We start from the raw sequence: 15,827 nt of genomic DNA on the forward strand, positions 1-15,827 counted from the left end.
CGGGACACCGGGGGACACCGGGGCGCCGCCACGCCGGCTGCCCAGTCGTCCCCAGGAAGGCAGGTCGGCCCCGTGCTGCTGCGGCTGCCCACGTCCGTGTCCGAAGCGCAGGAGTGTCTGGCCGAGGGCGCCGTGCCGATCGGCGGGGCGACCCTGGTGTGGGCCGCCTGGCAGCGGGACGGCTTCCCCGCGCGGGCCATGTCCCTGCGGGAACTGCCGGAGGCCAATGTGATCGGTCGCGAGGCGCTGGGCGCCGCCGTGGTCCTCGCCCGCCTCGACGACCGGGTGCCGGACGTGCTGCGCCGCGCGGCCGCCTCGGTGGGCACCGGAACCGTGCGCCGTACGGCCACGGTCGGCGGCAACCTCGTGGGCAGCACCCTGCGCTGTCTGCTCCCGCCCGCGCTCGTCCTGGACGCCCGAGCCAGGGTGCTGGGCCCGGACGGCGTCCGCGAGACCGGCCTCGCCGATGCGGCGGCCGGACGCGCGGTGCTGCTCAGCGTCCACTGGCGGGAGCCGGTCGCCGCCGCGTACCGCAAGTTCCCCGGCGCGGACGGCGGGCCGCCGCCCCTGGTCGTCGCCTCGGCGCTGCACGACGTCGAGCCGGGCCCGCGCCTGCGCGTCGCCGTGCGCACCGGCTACGACGTGCTCAGTGAAGACGTCGACCGCGGCGCCGACGCCGAGGACACCCTCGGCGTACTGCGCGAGAGGTCCCTGGGCGGCCTGCCGCCGGTGGCCTGGGAAGCCGTCCGGGAGCAGGTTTCGGGCCTCCTGGGCCGGCCGGAGGGGCGCTGAGCGGTACGCGCGGGGTCAGGCCCACAGCTCCCGGCTGTCGCACACCCGGGCCCCCATGTTCCGCTCCATCATGCGCAGTGCCGCCTCCGCCAGGTCCGCGTGGATGTGCGCCACCGCGTCCCGGGGGATCACCACGTCGAAATGGCGGATGTGGGCGTCGAGGGACGAGTAGAGCACGCACTGCTCGGTGACCTGGCCGGACAGCACGAGCCGATCGATCCCCTGCTGGTGGAGCAGGTACGCCAGCGGGGTGTCGAAGAAGATCGAGTGGCGGGCCTTGACCACGAACAGGGAGCTCCGGTCGGGCCGCAGCGGCTCGACGAGTTCGGCACGCGGCCCGGCCAGCGCGTGCTCCAGCAGTTCGCCGTGGTGGGAGCGCCACTCGCCGAAGTTGTCGTTCACGTAGATCACCGGCACGTCGTTGTGCCGGGCCCGTCCCAGGAGGTCGGTCAGCACGGGCACGACGGAGGTCACCGAGGGGAGCAGCAGCTCGGCGTCCTTGTGGTCATAGGTGTTGATCATGTCGATGACGATCAGCGCGGTCTTGCTCATGCCTGCAGAGTTCCACTCCGCGGGGGCGGGCAACCGGTCGGTGACAGATAACGATCTCGGCGAACACCTTGCGTAATCCACATGCCCCTCTAGCCTCCGGCCATGGCTTTTCTATCGCGTCGCCGCCGAGGGGCACGCCTGGCGCCGGAGCTCGGCGACCAGGACCTGGGCAGGCTGCTGAAGTCCCTGCTGGCGACCACGAGGACTGGAACGATCGCGACGACGGACCTGTGCGCCGCCCAGCTGTCCCGGCTCCTGGGGCAGGAGCCGGGCGACTGGGACCGCCGTACGCACCGCATGAGTGTGCTGGCCGATTTCCTGGCCGGATCGCATCTGGCGCGGTCCTGGGCCACGCGCGAGCCGCGCGACGCGAACGCACTCGTCCTGCACGCCTGGACCGAGGTCGCCCACGCCCGCGCGCGGGGGAGCCTGGAGGACGCGGCCGGCACGGTGGACCGCTGTCTGCGGGCCGCCGAACTGGCGCCGGAGGATCCCACCCCATGGGTCGTCCTCCTGGCGGTGGCACGTGTGGAACGCTGGGCGCAGCCCCGGGTGTTCGGGGTGTGGAACGAGGTGCTCGCGCGTGACCGCTGGAACCGTGAGGCCTATCTGAGCATGCTGGGCTATCTGAGCCCGGCGGAGGCCGGATCGCGCATCCAGGTCCTGGAGTTCGTGGACACCCTGCGGGCCCGCATGCCCGCGAACGCCCCCTGCGCGGCGACGGAACTCACCGCCCAGGTCCAGCAGTACCAAGCCGTGCTCGACCGGGGCGGGTTCGAGGCGCTGGTGGCGCGCAACCACTGGTCCCAGGCGATGGCGGCCCAGGCCCTCGACCGTGTCGTCCACACCTGGGTGCGGCCGGGGTTCCTGAACCACGCCGCGGCCCCGGCCGATCTCAACGTCCTCGCCTACGCGTTGCTGGCCGCCGACCGGCGGGTGGAGGCCCGCGCGGTCTTCGAGGTGCTCGACGGCACCGTCACCGCCTGGCCCTGGCGGGCCGGCGGCGACCCGGTCCAGGAGTTCGAGCAGGCGCGGCGCAAGGCGACGGCCGGTATGTGACCGGCACCCGTTCCCGTTTCAGAGCGCGTCGGTGAGCAGGGGGAGATAGCCGAGGGACTGTCCGGTCGCCGTCGGGTGGTAGGACTCGCCGAGATCCAGCCAGTCGACGCTGTGCAGCCAGGGCTCGGCCGAGCAGATCTCGTGCCCGTCGAAGACGGTCCGTACGTCGACGAAGGTGAAGCCGTGGGCGGCGGCGCGCGCGGCGAGCACCTGGTTGAGATGGTCCGAGGCGTCGTTGAGCGCGGACCGCTCGGTGTCCGGCAGGCCGCCCGAACAACTGCCGTGCAACTGGTACAGGCGCGGATAGCCGAGCACCACGACGCGGGCGGCGGGCGCCTTGCCGCGGATGGCCGAGTAGAGACGGTCGAGGTCGCCCGGCAGCGCCCCGTCCGTGGCGGAGCGGGCCTTGGCCACGGCGGACAGGCACGTGCCGCTGCCGCCCAGCACGCAGGCCGCCATCACGCTGGTGAAGCCCGCGTCCCGGCCGCCCGCCGTGACCGTGACCAGGCCGGTGCGCGGGCCGAGCGCGCCGAGCTGCTTCTTCAGCACGTCGCCGGTCTTGGCGCCGTCGCAGGCCGTGAAGCTGAACGACGAGGGGGAGTGGGCCGCGGCCCACAGGGCGGGGAAGGACAGGCTGCTGCGCAGGCAGCGCGGCGCGGCGGTGAGGTAGCTGCCGGCTCCGACCCCCGCCGAGTAGGAGTCACCGAGGGCCACGTAGCCCGTGGCCGCGATGCCGGGTGCCGCCGCTGTGGCCGCGGGACCGGCGAGGGTGCAGGCGGCCGCGAGGAGAAGGGCGGCCGCCCAGGGCGCTATTCGGGACTTTCTCATGACTCTCCTCTATCCCGGCCCGGCCGGCGCCGCCCCCGCTGGATCCCCCGGCGGCGCGCCCGGGTTGACGGGAGCCGTCGGCCATGACGCGGCCGGGGCGCCCCGTGACGGGAGGTCCGCGGGCCGGACGCGGGTACGTGGTGACGTGCCGTCCGGTCGGCGGACTTCACCCGATGAGCCGTCACCCGCCCGGCGGCGTACCGGCCGCCGCTTACATCGTTGAAGTGCACCGTGCATTGGCATGGACCTGACGCACGAACCGGGACTAGGCTCTGCCCCGCCACGCATGAGAGCGCTCTCAGACATCGGCTGTTCCACCCCCACTCCTGGAACGACGAAGGGCAACCCCCATGAGACGCACCAGACTTGCGCATGCGGCCCTGGCCGCACTCCTCGTCCTCGGCGGACTGAGCGCGGCCGGTACCTTCCCCGCCTCCGCGACCGGCTCCGCCGCCGGATCCGCCACCTCCGCACGACCCGCCGAGCCCGCCTCCGGCGGGATCGTCACCGCCATGCAGCGGGACCTCGGTCTGACCCGAACCCAGGCGGTGGCCCGGCTCGCCGCCGAGAAGACCGCCGCCACCCTCGCCCCCAAGGTGCGCCGCACGGCCGGCGCCGCCTACGCGGGCTCCTGGTTCGACGCCCCGAGCGGGCGCCTGACCGTGGCGCTCACCCCGAACGCCCCGGCCGCCACACGCCGGGCGATCGAGCGATCCGGGGCCACCGTCCGCACCGCCGGGCACAGCGCCCGGCAACTGGACGCGGCCAAGGCGCGCATCGACCGGCTGACCGCGCCCTCGGGGGTCAGCGGCTGGCATGTCGATCCGAAGGCCGGCACGGTCGTCGTCGAGGTCGTGCGTGGTAAGCGGGCCGACAACGATGTCCAGCGCTTCCTGTCCCGGGCCCGCCGGACCGGGCCCGTCACCGTCGAGGCCACCGCGGCTCCGAGGACCCTCGCCGCGGGCACCGTGGGCGGCGACCCGTACTACACCGGCAACGTCCGCTGCTCCATCGGCTTCTCGGTGTACGGCGGCTTCGTCACCGCCGGGCACTGCGGGCAGCCCGGCGCCGGTGTCAGCGGCTGGGACCACTCCTACATCGGCACCTTCCAGGGCTCCTCGTTCCCGGACAACGACTACGCCTGGGTCAGCGTGGGCAGCGGCTGGTGGACGGTGCCGGTGGTGCTCGGCTGGGGCACGGTGCCGGACCAGCTCGTACGCGGCTCGAACGTGGCGCCCGTCGGCTCCTCGGTCTGCCGCTCGGGTTCCACCTCGCACTGGCACTGCGGCACGGTGCTGGCGCTGAACGAGACCGTCAACTACAGCCAGGGCGCGGTGCACCAGCTCACCAAGACCAGTGCCTGCGCCGAACCCGGCGACTCGGGCGGCTCCTTCATCACCGGGGACCAGGCACAGGGCGTCACCTCCGGCGGCTGGGGCAACTGCTCCAGCGGCGGCGAGACCTGGTTCCAGCCGGTCAACGAGATCCTCAACCGATACGGTCTGACCCTGCACACCTACTGACCGCACGCGGCAGCACGGGGGGTTGCGCGCGCCGGCGCGGAACCCCCACCCGCGGCCCCCGGGACCGGGGGCCGCGAGACCGTCCGCGTGACGACACCACCGCGGAACGGATCTCCACCCACGATGCGCGACACCTGGACCACCCGCCCCGAGACCGCCGCCGACGCGGCCGCCGTCCGCGAGATCCACCTCGCCGCCTTCGGCACCCCGCTGGAGGCCGACCTCGTCGACGCCCTGCGCGCCGACCCCGCCTGGATCGACGGGCTGTCCCAGGTCAGCTCCGGGACGGACGGCGCACCGACCGGCCACGCGCTGCTGACCCGGTGCCACATCGGCGACGTTCCGGCCCTGTGCCTCGGCCCCGTCGCCGTACACCCCGAGCACCAGCGCACCGGCGCCGGATCGGCGGCCGTGCGCGCCGCCCTCCGGGCCGCCGGGGCCCAGGGCGAGCGCCATGTCGTCGTCCTCGGACACCCGGAGTACTACCCGCGCTTCGGCTTCGGCCGCGCCCGCGCCCACGGCATCGGCCTGACCATCGACGTACCGGACGAGGCCCTGATGGCCCTCACCCTGGACGCCGGCAGCCCGCTGCCCGCCGGAACCGTGCGCTACGCCGTGCCGTTCGGCATCTGAGACGACCGCGCCGCGCGGGGCACTGCCGCCCCGCGCGGCGCGTGGTCCGGACGCAGGGCAGGTCACTGACCGCCGAGTCCGGTCGTGGCGACGGACTTGACGATGTGACGCTGGAAGAAGACGAAGACCACGACGAGGGGGAGCGCCGCGAGGACGGCGGACGCCATGGTCTGCGCGTACTGGATGCCGTAGGCGTCCTTCACCGAGGTGATACCGACCGGCAGGGTCATCAGCCCCGGGTCCGACGTCGAGACGAACGGCCACAGGAAGTTGTTCCAGGCCCCGATGAACACGAAGATCGCGACGGCGGCCAGCATGGGCCGCGACAGCGGCAGCAGCACGGACCAGAAGATGCGCCAGTGGCCCGCGCCGTCGATGCGCGCGGCCTCCTCCAGCTCCCGCGGCAGCGAGTCGAAGTGCTTCTTCAGGATGAACACCATGACCGGCGCCACCGTCTGCGGCAGGATCACCGCCGCGTAGGTGTCGACCAGGTGCAGGGCGAGCATCTGCCGGAACCACGGCACGATGAGCAGTTGCGGCGGCACCAGTACCGCCGCCACGGTGAGCGCGAACAGCCACCGGCGCCCGGCGAACACCGTGCGGGAGAAGGCGTATCCGGCCATGGCGGAGACCAGCACCGTGATGACCGTGACCGCCGCGGACACCAGGAAGCTGTTGAGCATCCACAGCGGAAGGTCGCCGCGCTCCCACACCGTCGAGAACCCGTGCAGCGTGAAGCCGTGCCGGGGCAGGAACCACTGCCCGGGATCACTCGCGTCCTGCTCGGACTTGAACGCGGTGAGCAGGGCCCAGGCCATCGGCAGCAGCCACACCAGGGCGAGCACCGCGAGCACGGCCAGGGCCAGTCCCCGGGCGAGCCGGCTCTCCCCGAGGGTGAGGTTCCCTTCCGGCCGGGCGGCCCGGCGCGGCCCGCCCGGGCCTCTCGACGGACGCGTGGCGCGGACCGGCGCGGCCGGGCGGACGGGCAGTTCGGTGGAGGTCATGTCACTTCTCCCGGCGGCGGAGGGCGGCGTACTGGGCCGCGGAGGCGATGAGGACGAGGGCGAAGAAGACGTAGCCGACCGCCGAGGCGTAGCCCAGCCGGTAGCCGGTGAAGCCGACGTCGTACATGTACTCGATGACCGGGCGGGTCGAGTTGTTCGGTCCGCCCTTGGTCAGCAGGTACACCTGGTCGAACACCTTCAGCGAGGCCAGGATCTGCAACACGGTGATGACGCCGGTGATCCGGCTCAGCTGCGGCAGCGTGATCGACCACAGCCGCCGCCAGGCACCCGCCCCGTCGATGGCCGCCGCCTCGTACAGGTGGTCCGGAATCGCCTGCAACGCGGCCAGGTACAGCAGGAAGTTGAAGCCGACGGTCCACCACAGGGTGGTCAGCACGATCGCCCACATCGCCACGGACTCGTCGCTCAGCCAGGACACCGGTCCGAGGCCGGCCACCTCCAGGAGGTGGTTCAGGAGCCCGAGGTCCGGCTGGTACAGCCAGATCCACAGCAGGCTCACCACGCCGACCGGGAGCAGATAGGGCGCGAAGAGCGCCAGCCGCCACACCCACTGGCCCGGCAGGCCGGTGTGCACGAGCAGCGCCATGCCGAGCGCCACCGCGACGAGCGGGACCGTCGACAGGGCGGTGAACCACACGGTGTGGCCGAGTGAGCGCCACATCTCGGCGTCCCCGAGGGCCTCGGTGAAGTTGTCCAGGCCGACGAAGGACGGCGCGTGGGCCGACAGCGAGGTGTCGGTCAGGCTCATCCACAGGCCCTGGACCAGCGGCCACACCATGAAGAGGGCGAACAGGACGAGGAAGGGCAGCGCGAACAGCAGGCCCGGGGGCAGCAGCCGGCGCGCCGACGGGGCCCCGGTGCGGGGCGAGGCATGGGGAGAGGACATCGTTGTGCCTCCTGCGCGGTGGATCGCAGCCGGGTCAGGCCGGGCTGGGCTTGGAGAGGAAGGTGTTCAGGCGCCGCACCATCGCGCGCGCCGCGCGGTCGGGGGCGAGACCGTCGAGCAGGGCCTGCTGCAGGACCTGCGACATCGCGTTCTGGAAGTCCGAGCCGGCGCCCGCGAACCACACGGACGGGTCGAGCACCACATGGTCCTGGGCCTTCGCGTAGTGCGACTGCGGCTGGAGTCCGGCGTACGCCGACGTACGGGTGACCGGGCCGTAGGCGGGGATGTGCCCGGCCGTCGCCCAGATCTGGCCTGCCTTCAGCAGCGCCGCCACCGCCTGGTGCGTACGACGGCGGCGCTCGGGGTCCGGGTCCGGGTGGTGCGGAAGGACGAAGGAGTGCGAGTCGGCGTAGACGGCCGGGGTGCCGAACACCGTCGGGAACGGGGCGGCCCCCACGTTCTTGTCCGAGGTGCGGAAGGTGCCCAGTTCCCACTCACCGGAAAGGATCATCGCCGTCTGCCGGTTGGTGAAGGCGGCGATCGCCGAGGCGTAGTCGAGCCGCCTGGGGTTCACGCGGCCGTCGACGATCTTGGCCATGAAGGCGATGACCTCGGCCATCCGGTCCACGTCGACCTCGGCGGGCCCGCCCTCCGGCAGCCGGAACGCCCCGCCGGTCTGCCGGTACAGGCCATAGAACAGCCGCCATCCCTGAGCGGTGTCGGTGACGTACCCGAAGGCGATGCCCTGCTTGCCCGAGGCCTTGGCCAGTTCGCGGCCCGCCGCCAGGAACTGGCCGGGGGAGGAGAACGCGTCGGTGTCCAGCGCCCCGTCGCGGGTGAGCAGGCCGGCCTCGCGGGCCGGTTCCGGGTGGTAGAAGACGATGAACGGGTGTGTGTCCAGCGGGATCGCGTAGGTGTGGCCGTCGAACTGGGTCCGGGACCACACGGCGTCGGTGAAGGCGTCCTCGGTGATGCCGTACTCCGCCAGGACGTCCAGGTCCCACGGGTCCAGCAGTCCGGTGGGGGCGTAGCCGGCCAGCCGGGACATGTGGGAGATCGCCATGTCGGGGCCGCGCCCGCCGGCCGAGGCCATGGCGAGCTTTGTGTAGTACGGGGTGCCCCACTCCAGCACGGTGCGCTCGATACGGGTGCCCGGCATGCCGGGGCGCGCCGCGCGCACCATGTCGTTGAGCAGTCCGCCGTCGGCCCCGCTGAACAGGTCCCACAGACGGACGGTCGAGGCGTCGGCCGCCTGGGCGGAACCGCAGCCACTGAGCGCACCGGCGCCCAGGACCGCGGCACCGGAGGCGAGCGCGGCCGTCAGCACCCGGCGCCGCGAGGGCGCGGGCGGACCGACGGGTGCGGGTATGCCGGTCATACAGCTCCTCTCCTACGGGCGGCGGCCCGCGGGACGCCCCTCGCGCCCCGCGGGTGCCACCCCATGGACATACATCGATGTAAATCGCATGGTCGTGCGTCCCTCCCGCGGTCGCGGGAAGGGGTGAGATGTCACCGGGTGCTCTCGAAGGCCGCCGGACGGGTCTGGGCGGCGCGCAGCAGCGCGGTGTCGACCTTCTCGGAGCGGTCGAAGCGGTAGACGCCGTTGCGCTCCTGGAAGACGTCGGTGAGCTGGGTGTAGCAGTACCCGAACATGTCCGGGTCGTCGAGGAGCACGGCGGTCAGCCCTGTGAAGCGCTCGACGAACTCCTCGGCGGTGCATGGGCGTTCGCCGTAGCCCCAGGAGGCCTCGGTGTCGTCACCGGCGGCGTTCGCCGCTGCCTGCGGATCCCACCAGACACCGCCGAACTCACTGCAGAAGTACGGCTGACCGCGGTAGGGCAGCGACCAGGGGCGGCCGTCCGGGCCGGTGTTGACGTACGGCCGGTCCGCCGCCAGACCGGCCATCGTCTTGGCGAAGGCGGCCGGATCCTGCTCGTAGCAGTGGGAGTCGTAGACGTCCGTCTCGGCCACCCGGTGGGCGTAGCCGGAGGCGTCGACGACGGGCCGGCTGGGGTCAGCCTGTTTGGTGGCGAGGAACATCGCCCGGGTGACGTCGTCGAGCCCGGTGATGCGGTCGTGCAGGTGCTGGTAGGTCTCGTTCAGCGGGCACCAGCCGACGATCGAGGGGTGCGAGTGGTCACGCTCCAGCGCCTCCAGCCACTGGGCGACGTAACTGGCGTCCGGGCGCTGGTTGTCGTCGCGCACACCGGTCTCGCAGCCCCAGTCGCCGAACTCGCCCCAGACCAGGTAGCCGAGGCGGTCGGCGTGGTACAGGTAGCGCTCCTCGAACACCTTCTGGTGCAGCCGGGCGCCGTTGAAGCCCGCCGCGAGACCCAGTTCGATGTCGCGCACCAGGTCGGCGTCGCTGGGCGCGGTCATCAGCCCGTCCGCGTAGTAGCCCTGGTCCAGGACCAGGCGCTGGAAGACCGGTTCGCCGTTGAGCAGCAGCCGCTTGCCGTGGATCGCGACCGAGCGCAGACCGGCGTAGGAGCGGACGGAGTCGACGACCTCGCCGCCGGCGTCCAGCACCTGCAGGTCGAGGTCGTACAGGTGCGGGTCGGCGGGCGACCACACCCGGCGCCGGTCCTCCGGTACGGCCAGCACCAGGCGGGGGGTGAGGCCGAGGTCGGCCCGGGACTCGGCGGTGACGACCGGGCCGTCCGGGTCGCTCAGGATGGCGCGGACCCGGTGGCCGGGCGCGTTGGCGGTGAGCGGCAGCTCCACATGGAAGGAGGCGGAGGCCAGGTCGGGTGTGACGCGCGGGCGCCTGAGGGCGACCGAGCGGGGCACCGGCTCCATCCAGACCGTCTGCCAGATGCCGGTCGTACGGGTGTAGTGGCAGTGCGAGTTGGCGTACCAGGTGGCCTGCTTGCCCCGGGCCTGGACGCCGTGCCGGCTGTCCCGGGCGCGCACCACGACGGTCAGCTCCCGGCCCGGGGCGGCCAGGTCGCCGAGGTCCGCGCTGAACGGGGTGAAGCCGCCCCGGTGCCGGGCCACCTCGGTGCCGTCCACCCACACCGCGGTGTCGTGGTCGACGGCCCCGAAGTGCAGGAGCACGCGGGCGTCGGTCCAGTCGCCCGGGATCGTCACCGTGCGCCGGTACCAGACCGCCTCGAGGAAGTCGGTCTCGCCGACACCCGAGAGCTCCGACTCCGGGCAGAACGGAACGACGATGCGGCCGGTGAGCGGGCGGTCCCTCAGCCCGCGCTCCAGGCCGGTGTCGGAGCGGTCGATCTCGAACTGCCACTCGCCGTTGAGATTCAGCCATGCCTCACGGACGAACTGCGGCCTGGGGTACTCGGGTCGGGGCAGGTCCGTGGGGTGCGGGACGGGCATGGTGCTCCTTGCGTCCGGGGTGCCGTTCGGTGCGAGCACATGGCATCATGAGATTTACATCGATGTAAACACCTGGGACGGAAGAGGACCGGGGCCGGGACGGGGGCCGCCCGGATCGGCTCGGAACCGGACCGTGCCCATCGGTATGATCCACGGCAGGCGGGAGGATGATCGGCGTGGCAGCCAGACCGAGGATCAAGGACGTGGCGGAGTACGCCGGGGTCTCACCCAAGACCGTCTCCAACGTGATCAACAACTTCGAGCACGTCTCGGACCGGACCAGGACCGCCGTCCAGGAGGCCATCGACGCCCTGGGCTACCGGGTCAACATCGCGGGACGCCAGCTCCGCCAGGGCCGTACCGGGATGATCACGCTGGCCGTTCCGGAGCTGGACGTCGCCTACTTCTCCGAGCTGGCCAAGCATGTGACGGCCGAGGCGGACCGCCGCGGCCGCACCGTGCTGCTCCACCAGACCGGGGGAGCGCGGGAGCGTGAACTCGCCGCGCTGCACGGCTTCGACGCGCAGTTCTCCGACGGCGTCGTCCTCAGCCCGCTGTCCCTGCTGCCGCGCGACCTCGCCACCCGTGACCGGCGACTGCCCGTCGTCCTGCTCGGCGAGCGCTCCGCGGCCGGCACCACCGACCACGTGGGCATCGACAACGTCGGCGCCGCCCGCGAGGCCACCGAGCACCTGCTCTCCCGCGGGCGCCGGCGCATCGCCGTGATCGGTGGCTCGGTCCGCGGCCGGCAGGGCACCGACCGGCTGCGCACCGACGGCCACCGCGAGGCGCTGACCGCCGCCGGACTGCCCTTCGCGGAGGACCTCGTGGTACCGGTGCGGGCGTACCACTGGCAGGACGGCGCCCGCGCGGCCACCGCGCTGCTGGACCGGCCCGCGCCGCCGGACGCCCTGCTCTGCCTCAACGACCACCTCGCGCTGGGCGCGCTGCGCGCTCTGCACGAGGCGGGCCGGTCGGTGCCCGGCGACCTCGACGTCATGGGCTTCGACGACATCGAGGCCTCCCGCTTCAGCGTCCCCTCCCTGACGACCGTCGCCCCCGACAAGGAGGAGATCGCCCGCAGCGCCGTGTCCCTCCTGCTGGACCGCATCGACGACCCGGAGTCCGGCTCCCCTGAGGACCGGGTCGCGGGCCACCGGGTGATCGTGCGGGAGAGCACCGGGGGCTGAGTGGACTTGCGGTGGGACGGGCGGAGGCGCCTGCGGGGCGGGCGGCACGGGGCCGATGGGCCGCACGCCGGGCCGAGCCTCGTGCGGAGCGCGACCGTTGTCACTCGTGGGGTACGCAGGAGCCCGGCCTCACTCTTGGGCGTGTGAGCCTGGGTGTCGCTCGCGGGCGCCGCGTACGGGTCCGGTGTCACTCAGGGGTGTGTGAACCGGGTTGTCACTTGTGGGCCATAGTGGCCCGGCGGAGCAACAGTCAAGACCTGTGGATCAGGTTGTTGCCTTTAGCCGCCAGATTCCCGCCCACCCCAACTCCTGTCCCTCACCGACCTGTTGCTTGCGGGCGCACCCTACCTGCCGGCTCCGGCAGCGCGCGTGAAGCCGGTGTGACCCGTAGGCCCGCGGGCCCGGTCGGTGTTCACGGGCGCGCGGGCCTACGGGCGATTTCGCGGGGCCCGACGCACCGGGAATCCGGCGGAGCCGCGAGCGGCGGCGGGCCGGCGGTTCACAGCACCCGGCGCCGGCGTCCCAGCCATGTCTGGGCGATGACGACCACCGCGAGGAAGGCGCCGCTGACCACCTGCTGGTAGGCCGAGTCCAGGGAGCCGATCTGGTTGATGACGTTCTGGATGACCTTCAGCAGCGCCACGCCGACGAGTGAGCCGCTGATGAACCCGAACCCGCCGGTCAGCAGAGTGCCGCCGATGACCACCGCCGAGATCGCCTCCAGTTCCATGCCGGAACCGAGGATCGTCACCCCCGACAGCAGCCACGCCGCGTTCAGCGCGCCCGCGAGACCCGCGCACAGCCCGGACACGGTGTAGACGGCGACCTTGGTGCGGGCCACCGGCGCGCCCATGAGCGCCGCCGCGTCCTCGTTGCCGCCGACCGCGTACACGTACTGACCGAAGCGCGTGCGCCGCAGCACCACCGCGCCCAGCACGAACAGCGCCAACGTGATCCAGACCGGCACGCCGACGCCGAGCAGCGAACCCTGCCCGAGCCGGGTGAAGAAGGCGCCCTTGTCCACGAGATACGTCCGTGAGCCCTCGTCGGTCAGCACGAGCAGGACGCCGCGCGCACCGAGCATGGAAGCCAGGGTCACGATGAACGGGGCCAGCCCCGAGCGCGCGATCAGCAGCCCGTTGAGCAGGCCGACGAGCCCGCACACCACGAGCGGCAGCAGCAGCGCCACCGCGGTGCCGTACTGCGAGCCCCACGCCGCGAGCACCCCGCCGAGGGCGAACAGCGAACCCACCGACAGGTCGATGCCGCCGGTGACGATCACGAAGGTCATGCCGAGCGCGACAACGGCGAGGAACGCCGACGACAGCGCCATGTTCTCCAGGTTGTCACCGGTCAGAAAGGTGTCGAAGCTCAGTGAGGCGACGACCATCGCGAGCACCAGGGTGACCAGCGCGCCGTGCTGCTGGGCGAGCGCGCTCAGCCGCTCCGAACGGCTCGCGCCCGGCGGCTCCTCGCCGGCCTGGGCGGTGGGGGCATCCTTCCGCCTGGTGGCTTCCCCGGCATCCGTGGTCATCGCTTCCCCCGTTCGCGTGCCGCGTACACGGCACCGACGATCACCACGGCCTGCGCGATCTGCGTCCATGACGGGGGCAGGTCGTGCTTGATGAGCGTGGTGGTGAGCAGTTGGATCAGTACGGCGCCCGCGACCGTGCCGCCGATGCGGACCCGGCCGCCGCTGAGCGGGGTGCCGCCGACGACCACCGCGGTGATGGCGGACAGTTCCATCAGAGTGCCCAGCGAGGTGGGGTCGCTCGCGGTGAGCCGGGCGGTCGCCAGCACGCCCGCGACCGCGGCCAGCGCGCCGGAGCACACGTACACCACGACCAGTACGCGGCGCACGGGCAGTCCCGCGAGGCGGGCGGCCGGCCGGCTGTCGCCGATGGCCAGCAACTGCCTGCCGAACGTGGAGCGCCGCACGACGAACGCCACGAGCAGTGCCAGCGCCGCCGCGATCAGCACCAGATAGGGGACGCCCAGCACGTCCCCGGAGCCGAGGGCCGCCAGGCCGGGGTCGTGGACGTCCTTGAGCTGGGGGAGCAGCACCAGGGCGAGCCCCCGGGCGGCGACCATCAGCGCGAGCGTGGCGACGATCGGCTGCACGCCGACGAAGGCGACCAGCGCCCCGCTCGCGAGGCCGGCCACCACGCCGCCGAAGACCGCGATCAGCGTGGCGATCCAGGGGCCGTAACCGAGGTACAGCGACAGCAGTGAGGTGGACAGTGCCATCACCGAGCCCACCGACAGGTCGACGCCCTCGGTGCCGATGGCGAGCGCCATGCCGAGCGCCACGATCAGCACGGGCGCGACCTGGACGGCCTGGGTGCGGAAGTTCGCCGCGGAGGCGAAGTACGGGGTGAAGACGAAGTTGAACAGCAGCAGGACCACCACACCGCCGTAGACGCCGTAGTCCTGCAGCAGGCGCAACGCCCGGTCCCGGTCCACGGTGCCTCGGGCGAGGCTCAGTTCAGTCATCGTGCCCTCCGGCCGGTACGGCGGCGATCGCGCGCATCAGCTCGTCCTCGGTGACGGCGTCGCCGGTCAGCTCGCGCACCACCGCCCCGTCCTTGAGGACGATCACACGATCGCTGCCCTCGATCAGTTCCTCGGTGTCGGAGGAGATCAGCAGCACCGCCAGGCCGTCGTCGGCCAGTTCGTCGACGAGTGCCTGCACCTCCGCCTTGGCACCCACGTCGATGCCCCGGGTCGGCTCGTCCAGCAGCAGCACCTTGGGGTGCAGGGCGAGCCATCGGGCGAGCAGCACCTTCTGCTGGTTGCCGCCGGACAGTTCGCCCACCTTCTGGTGCGGTCCGGCCGCCTTGATGCGCAGCCGCTTCATGAAGGTGTCGACGATCCGGTCCACGCGGGCGTCGTCGACCAGGCCGAACCGGGACAGCCCCGGCAGCGCGGCGAGCGCGATGTTCTCCCGTACCGACAGGCCCGGCACGATGCCCTCGGTCTTGCGGTCCTCGGGGAGCAGGCTGATGCCGGCCCGGATCGCCGCCGCGGTGGAGCCCCCGCGTACCGGCTCACCGGCCACCACGACCCTCCCGCCGTCGACGGGCAGGGCGCCCGCGATGGCCTTCGCGGTCTCGCTGCGTCCCGAGCCGAGCAGTCCGCCGAGCCCGACCACCTCGCCCGGCCGCAGGGAGACCGACACGCCGGCCAGTTGATGACGGATGCTCAACCCCTCCGCTTCGAGCACCGGTTGGGCCGCGGCGTCGTGAGAGCCGGTGAACTTGGTGAGCCCCTCCTTGCGCACGTCGCCGATCTCCCGCCCGAGCATGAGAGCGACCAGCCGGAGCCGGTCCAGCTCGGCGAGCCGGCCGGTGTGCACCACCCGGCCGTCCCGCAGCACGGTGACCGTGTCGCAGATCTCGTACAGCTCGTCCATGCGGTGACTGACGTAGATCACCGCGATGCCCCGCTCCCGCAGGGTCCGGATCACCCCGAACAGCGTGCGCACCTCGCGGGGCTCCAGTGAGGAGGTGGGCTCGTCCATGATCACGACCCGGGCGTCGAGCGCCACGGCCCGCGCCAGCGCGACCATCTGCTGTGCGCCGACGCCCAGTTCACGCAGCGGACGGCGGACGTCGACCCGAATGCCGAGACCACGCAGGGTGTCCTCCGCCTCCCGGTTCATCCGGCGGAAGTCGATCAGACCGAGCCGGCCGCGTGGCTCGCGGCCGAGGAACAGGTTCCGCGCCACGCTCATCAGCGGGACGAGGTTGACCTCCTGGTAGATGGTGGAGATCCCCGCCTGCTGCGCCTGAAGCGGCGTGGCGAAGCGGACCGGGGAGGCGTCGTAGGACATCTCGCCGGCGTCGGGCTGGTACACGCCGGTGAGCACCTTGATCAGGGTCGACTTGCCCGCGCCGTTCTCACCCACCAGTGCGTGCACCTCCCCGGCGCGAGCGGTGAAGTCCACCTCGGACAACGCCCGTACGCCGGGGAAGGTCTTGCACAGTCCGGTGACCGTGAGCAT

14 protein-coding genes are annotated in these 15,827 nt (G+C 72.4%); 5 read left to right on the forward strand and 9 right to left on the reverse strand.

The genetic code is table 11. The features are described 5' to 3' along the window. Positions 1-72: 72 nt before the first annotated feature. Positions 73-792: an FAD binding domain-containing protein gene (locus ACFVVO_RS23450; RefSeq protein ID WP_390057745.1), complete on the forward strand. Its 720-nt coding sequence runs from the start codon at positions 73-75 to the stop codon at positions 790-792. Positions 793-807: 15 nt separating this feature from the next. Here the strand turns inward: ACFVVO_RS23450 and ACFVVO_RS23455 are convergent, their stop codons facing one another. Then, positions 808-1,344, reverse strand: a complete 537-nt coding sequence (locus tag ACFVVO_RS23455) for a cysteine hydrolase family protein (RefSeq protein ID WP_390057535.1) — start codon at positions 1,342-1,344, stop codon at positions 808-810. 102 nt (positions 1,345-1,446) lie between these two features. On the opposite strand from ACFVVO_RS23455, the gene ACFVVO_RS23460 reads away from it, so the two are divergent. After that, positions 1,447-2,403, forward strand: a complete 957-nt coding sequence (locus ACFVVO_RS23460) for a hypothetical protein (RefSeq protein WP_390057536.1) — start codon at positions 1,447-1,449, stop codon at positions 2,401-2,403. Between the two features lie 18 nt (positions 2,404-2,421). Here the strand turns inward: ACFVVO_RS23460 and ACFVVO_RS23465 are convergent, their stop codons facing one another. Next, complete coding sequence (locus ACFVVO_RS23465) at positions 2,422-3,231, reverse strand: SGNH/GDSL hydrolase family protein (protein ID WP_390057537.1); 810 nt, start codon at positions 3,229-3,231, stop codon at positions 2,422-2,424. A gap of 350 nt (positions 3,232-3,581) precedes the next feature. Here ACFVVO_RS23465 and ACFVVO_RS23470 point away from each other — a divergent pair, with 350 nt between their 5' ends. Then, complete coding sequence (locus tag ACFVVO_RS23470) at positions 3,582-4,754, forward strand: S1 family peptidase (protein WP_390057538.1); 1,173 nt, start codon at positions 3,582-3,584, stop codon at positions 4,752-4,754. A gap of 123 nt (positions 4,755-4,877) precedes the next feature. Beyond that, on the forward strand, positions 4,878-5,387 hold the full coding sequence (locus ACFVVO_RS23475; protein ID WP_390057539.1) for a GNAT family N-acetyltransferase: 510 nt from the start codon (positions 4,878-4,880) through the stop codon (positions 5,385-5,387). Positions 5,388-5,449: 62 nt separating this feature from the next. Here the strand turns inward: ACFVVO_RS23475 and ACFVVO_RS23480 are convergent, their stop codons facing one another. From ACFVVO_RS23480 to ACFVVO_RS23495, 4 genes are all read right to left on the reverse strand, one after another. Next, a complete protein-coding gene (locus ACFVVO_RS23480; protein ID WP_390057540.1) occupies positions 5,450-6,391 on the reverse strand; it encodes a carbohydrate ABC transporter permease in 942 nt (313 codons plus the stop codon). Position 6,392: 1 nt separating this feature from the next. After that, positions 6,393-7,298, reverse strand: a complete 906-nt coding sequence (locus tag ACFVVO_RS23485; RefSeq protein WP_390057541.1) for a carbohydrate ABC transporter permease — start codon at positions 7,296-7,298, stop codon at positions 6,393-6,395. 34 nt (positions 7,299-7,332) lie between these two features. Further along, on the reverse strand, positions 7,333-8,676 hold the full coding sequence (locus tag ACFVVO_RS23490; protein ID WP_390057542.1) for an ABC transporter substrate-binding protein: 1,344 nt from the start codon (positions 8,674-8,676) through the stop codon (positions 7,333-7,335). 131 nt (positions 8,677-8,807) lie between these two features. Next, positions 8,808-10,634 (reverse strand): glycoside hydrolase family 2 protein, encoded by a 1,827-nt coding sequence (locus tag ACFVVO_RS23495; protein WP_390057543.1) that lies wholly within the window; start codon positions 10,632-10,634, stop codon positions 8,808-8,810. 167 nt (positions 10,635-10,801) lie between these two features. On the opposite strand from ACFVVO_RS23495, the gene ACFVVO_RS23500 reads away from it, so the two are divergent. After that, on the forward strand, positions 10,802-11,824 hold the full coding sequence (locus ACFVVO_RS23500; protein WP_390057544.1) for a LacI family DNA-binding transcriptional regulator: 1,023 nt from the start codon (positions 10,802-10,804) through the stop codon (positions 11,822-11,824). A 499-nt stretch (positions 11,825-12,323) separates the two neighbouring features. Here the strand turns inward: ACFVVO_RS23500 and ACFVVO_RS23505 are convergent, their stop codons facing one another. Genes ACFVVO_RS23505 through ACFVVO_RS23515 form a run of 3 tightly spaced genes read right to left on the reverse strand, consistent with a single transcriptional unit; the run spans position 12,324 to position 15,827 of the window. Beyond that, positions 12,324-13,358, reverse strand: coding sequence for an ABC transporter permease (locus ACFVVO_RS23505; protein ID WP_390057545.1), 1,035 nt, complete (start codon positions 13,356-13,358; stop codon positions 12,324-12,326). Then, positions 13,355-14,317 (reverse strand): ABC transporter permease, encoded by a 963-nt coding sequence (locus ACFVVO_RS23510; protein ID WP_390057546.1) that lies wholly within the window; start codon positions 14,315-14,317, stop codon positions 13,355-13,357. Before ACFVVO_RS23510 ends, ACFVVO_RS23505 begins: the two co-directional genes overlap by 4 nt. Continuing rightward, positions 14,310-15,827, reverse strand: coding sequence for a sugar ABC transporter ATP-binding protein (locus ACFVVO_RS23515; protein WP_390057547.1), 1,518 nt, complete (start codon positions 15,825-15,827; stop codon positions 14,310-14,312). The genes ACFVVO_RS23510 and ACFVVO_RS23515 overlap by 8 nt, the downstream gene beginning before the upstream one ends.

Source organism: Streptomyces sp. NPDC058145 (genome assembly GCF_042884245.1).
Lineage (GTDB): Bacteria > Actinomycetota > Actinomycetes > Streptomycetales > Streptomycetaceae > Streptomyces.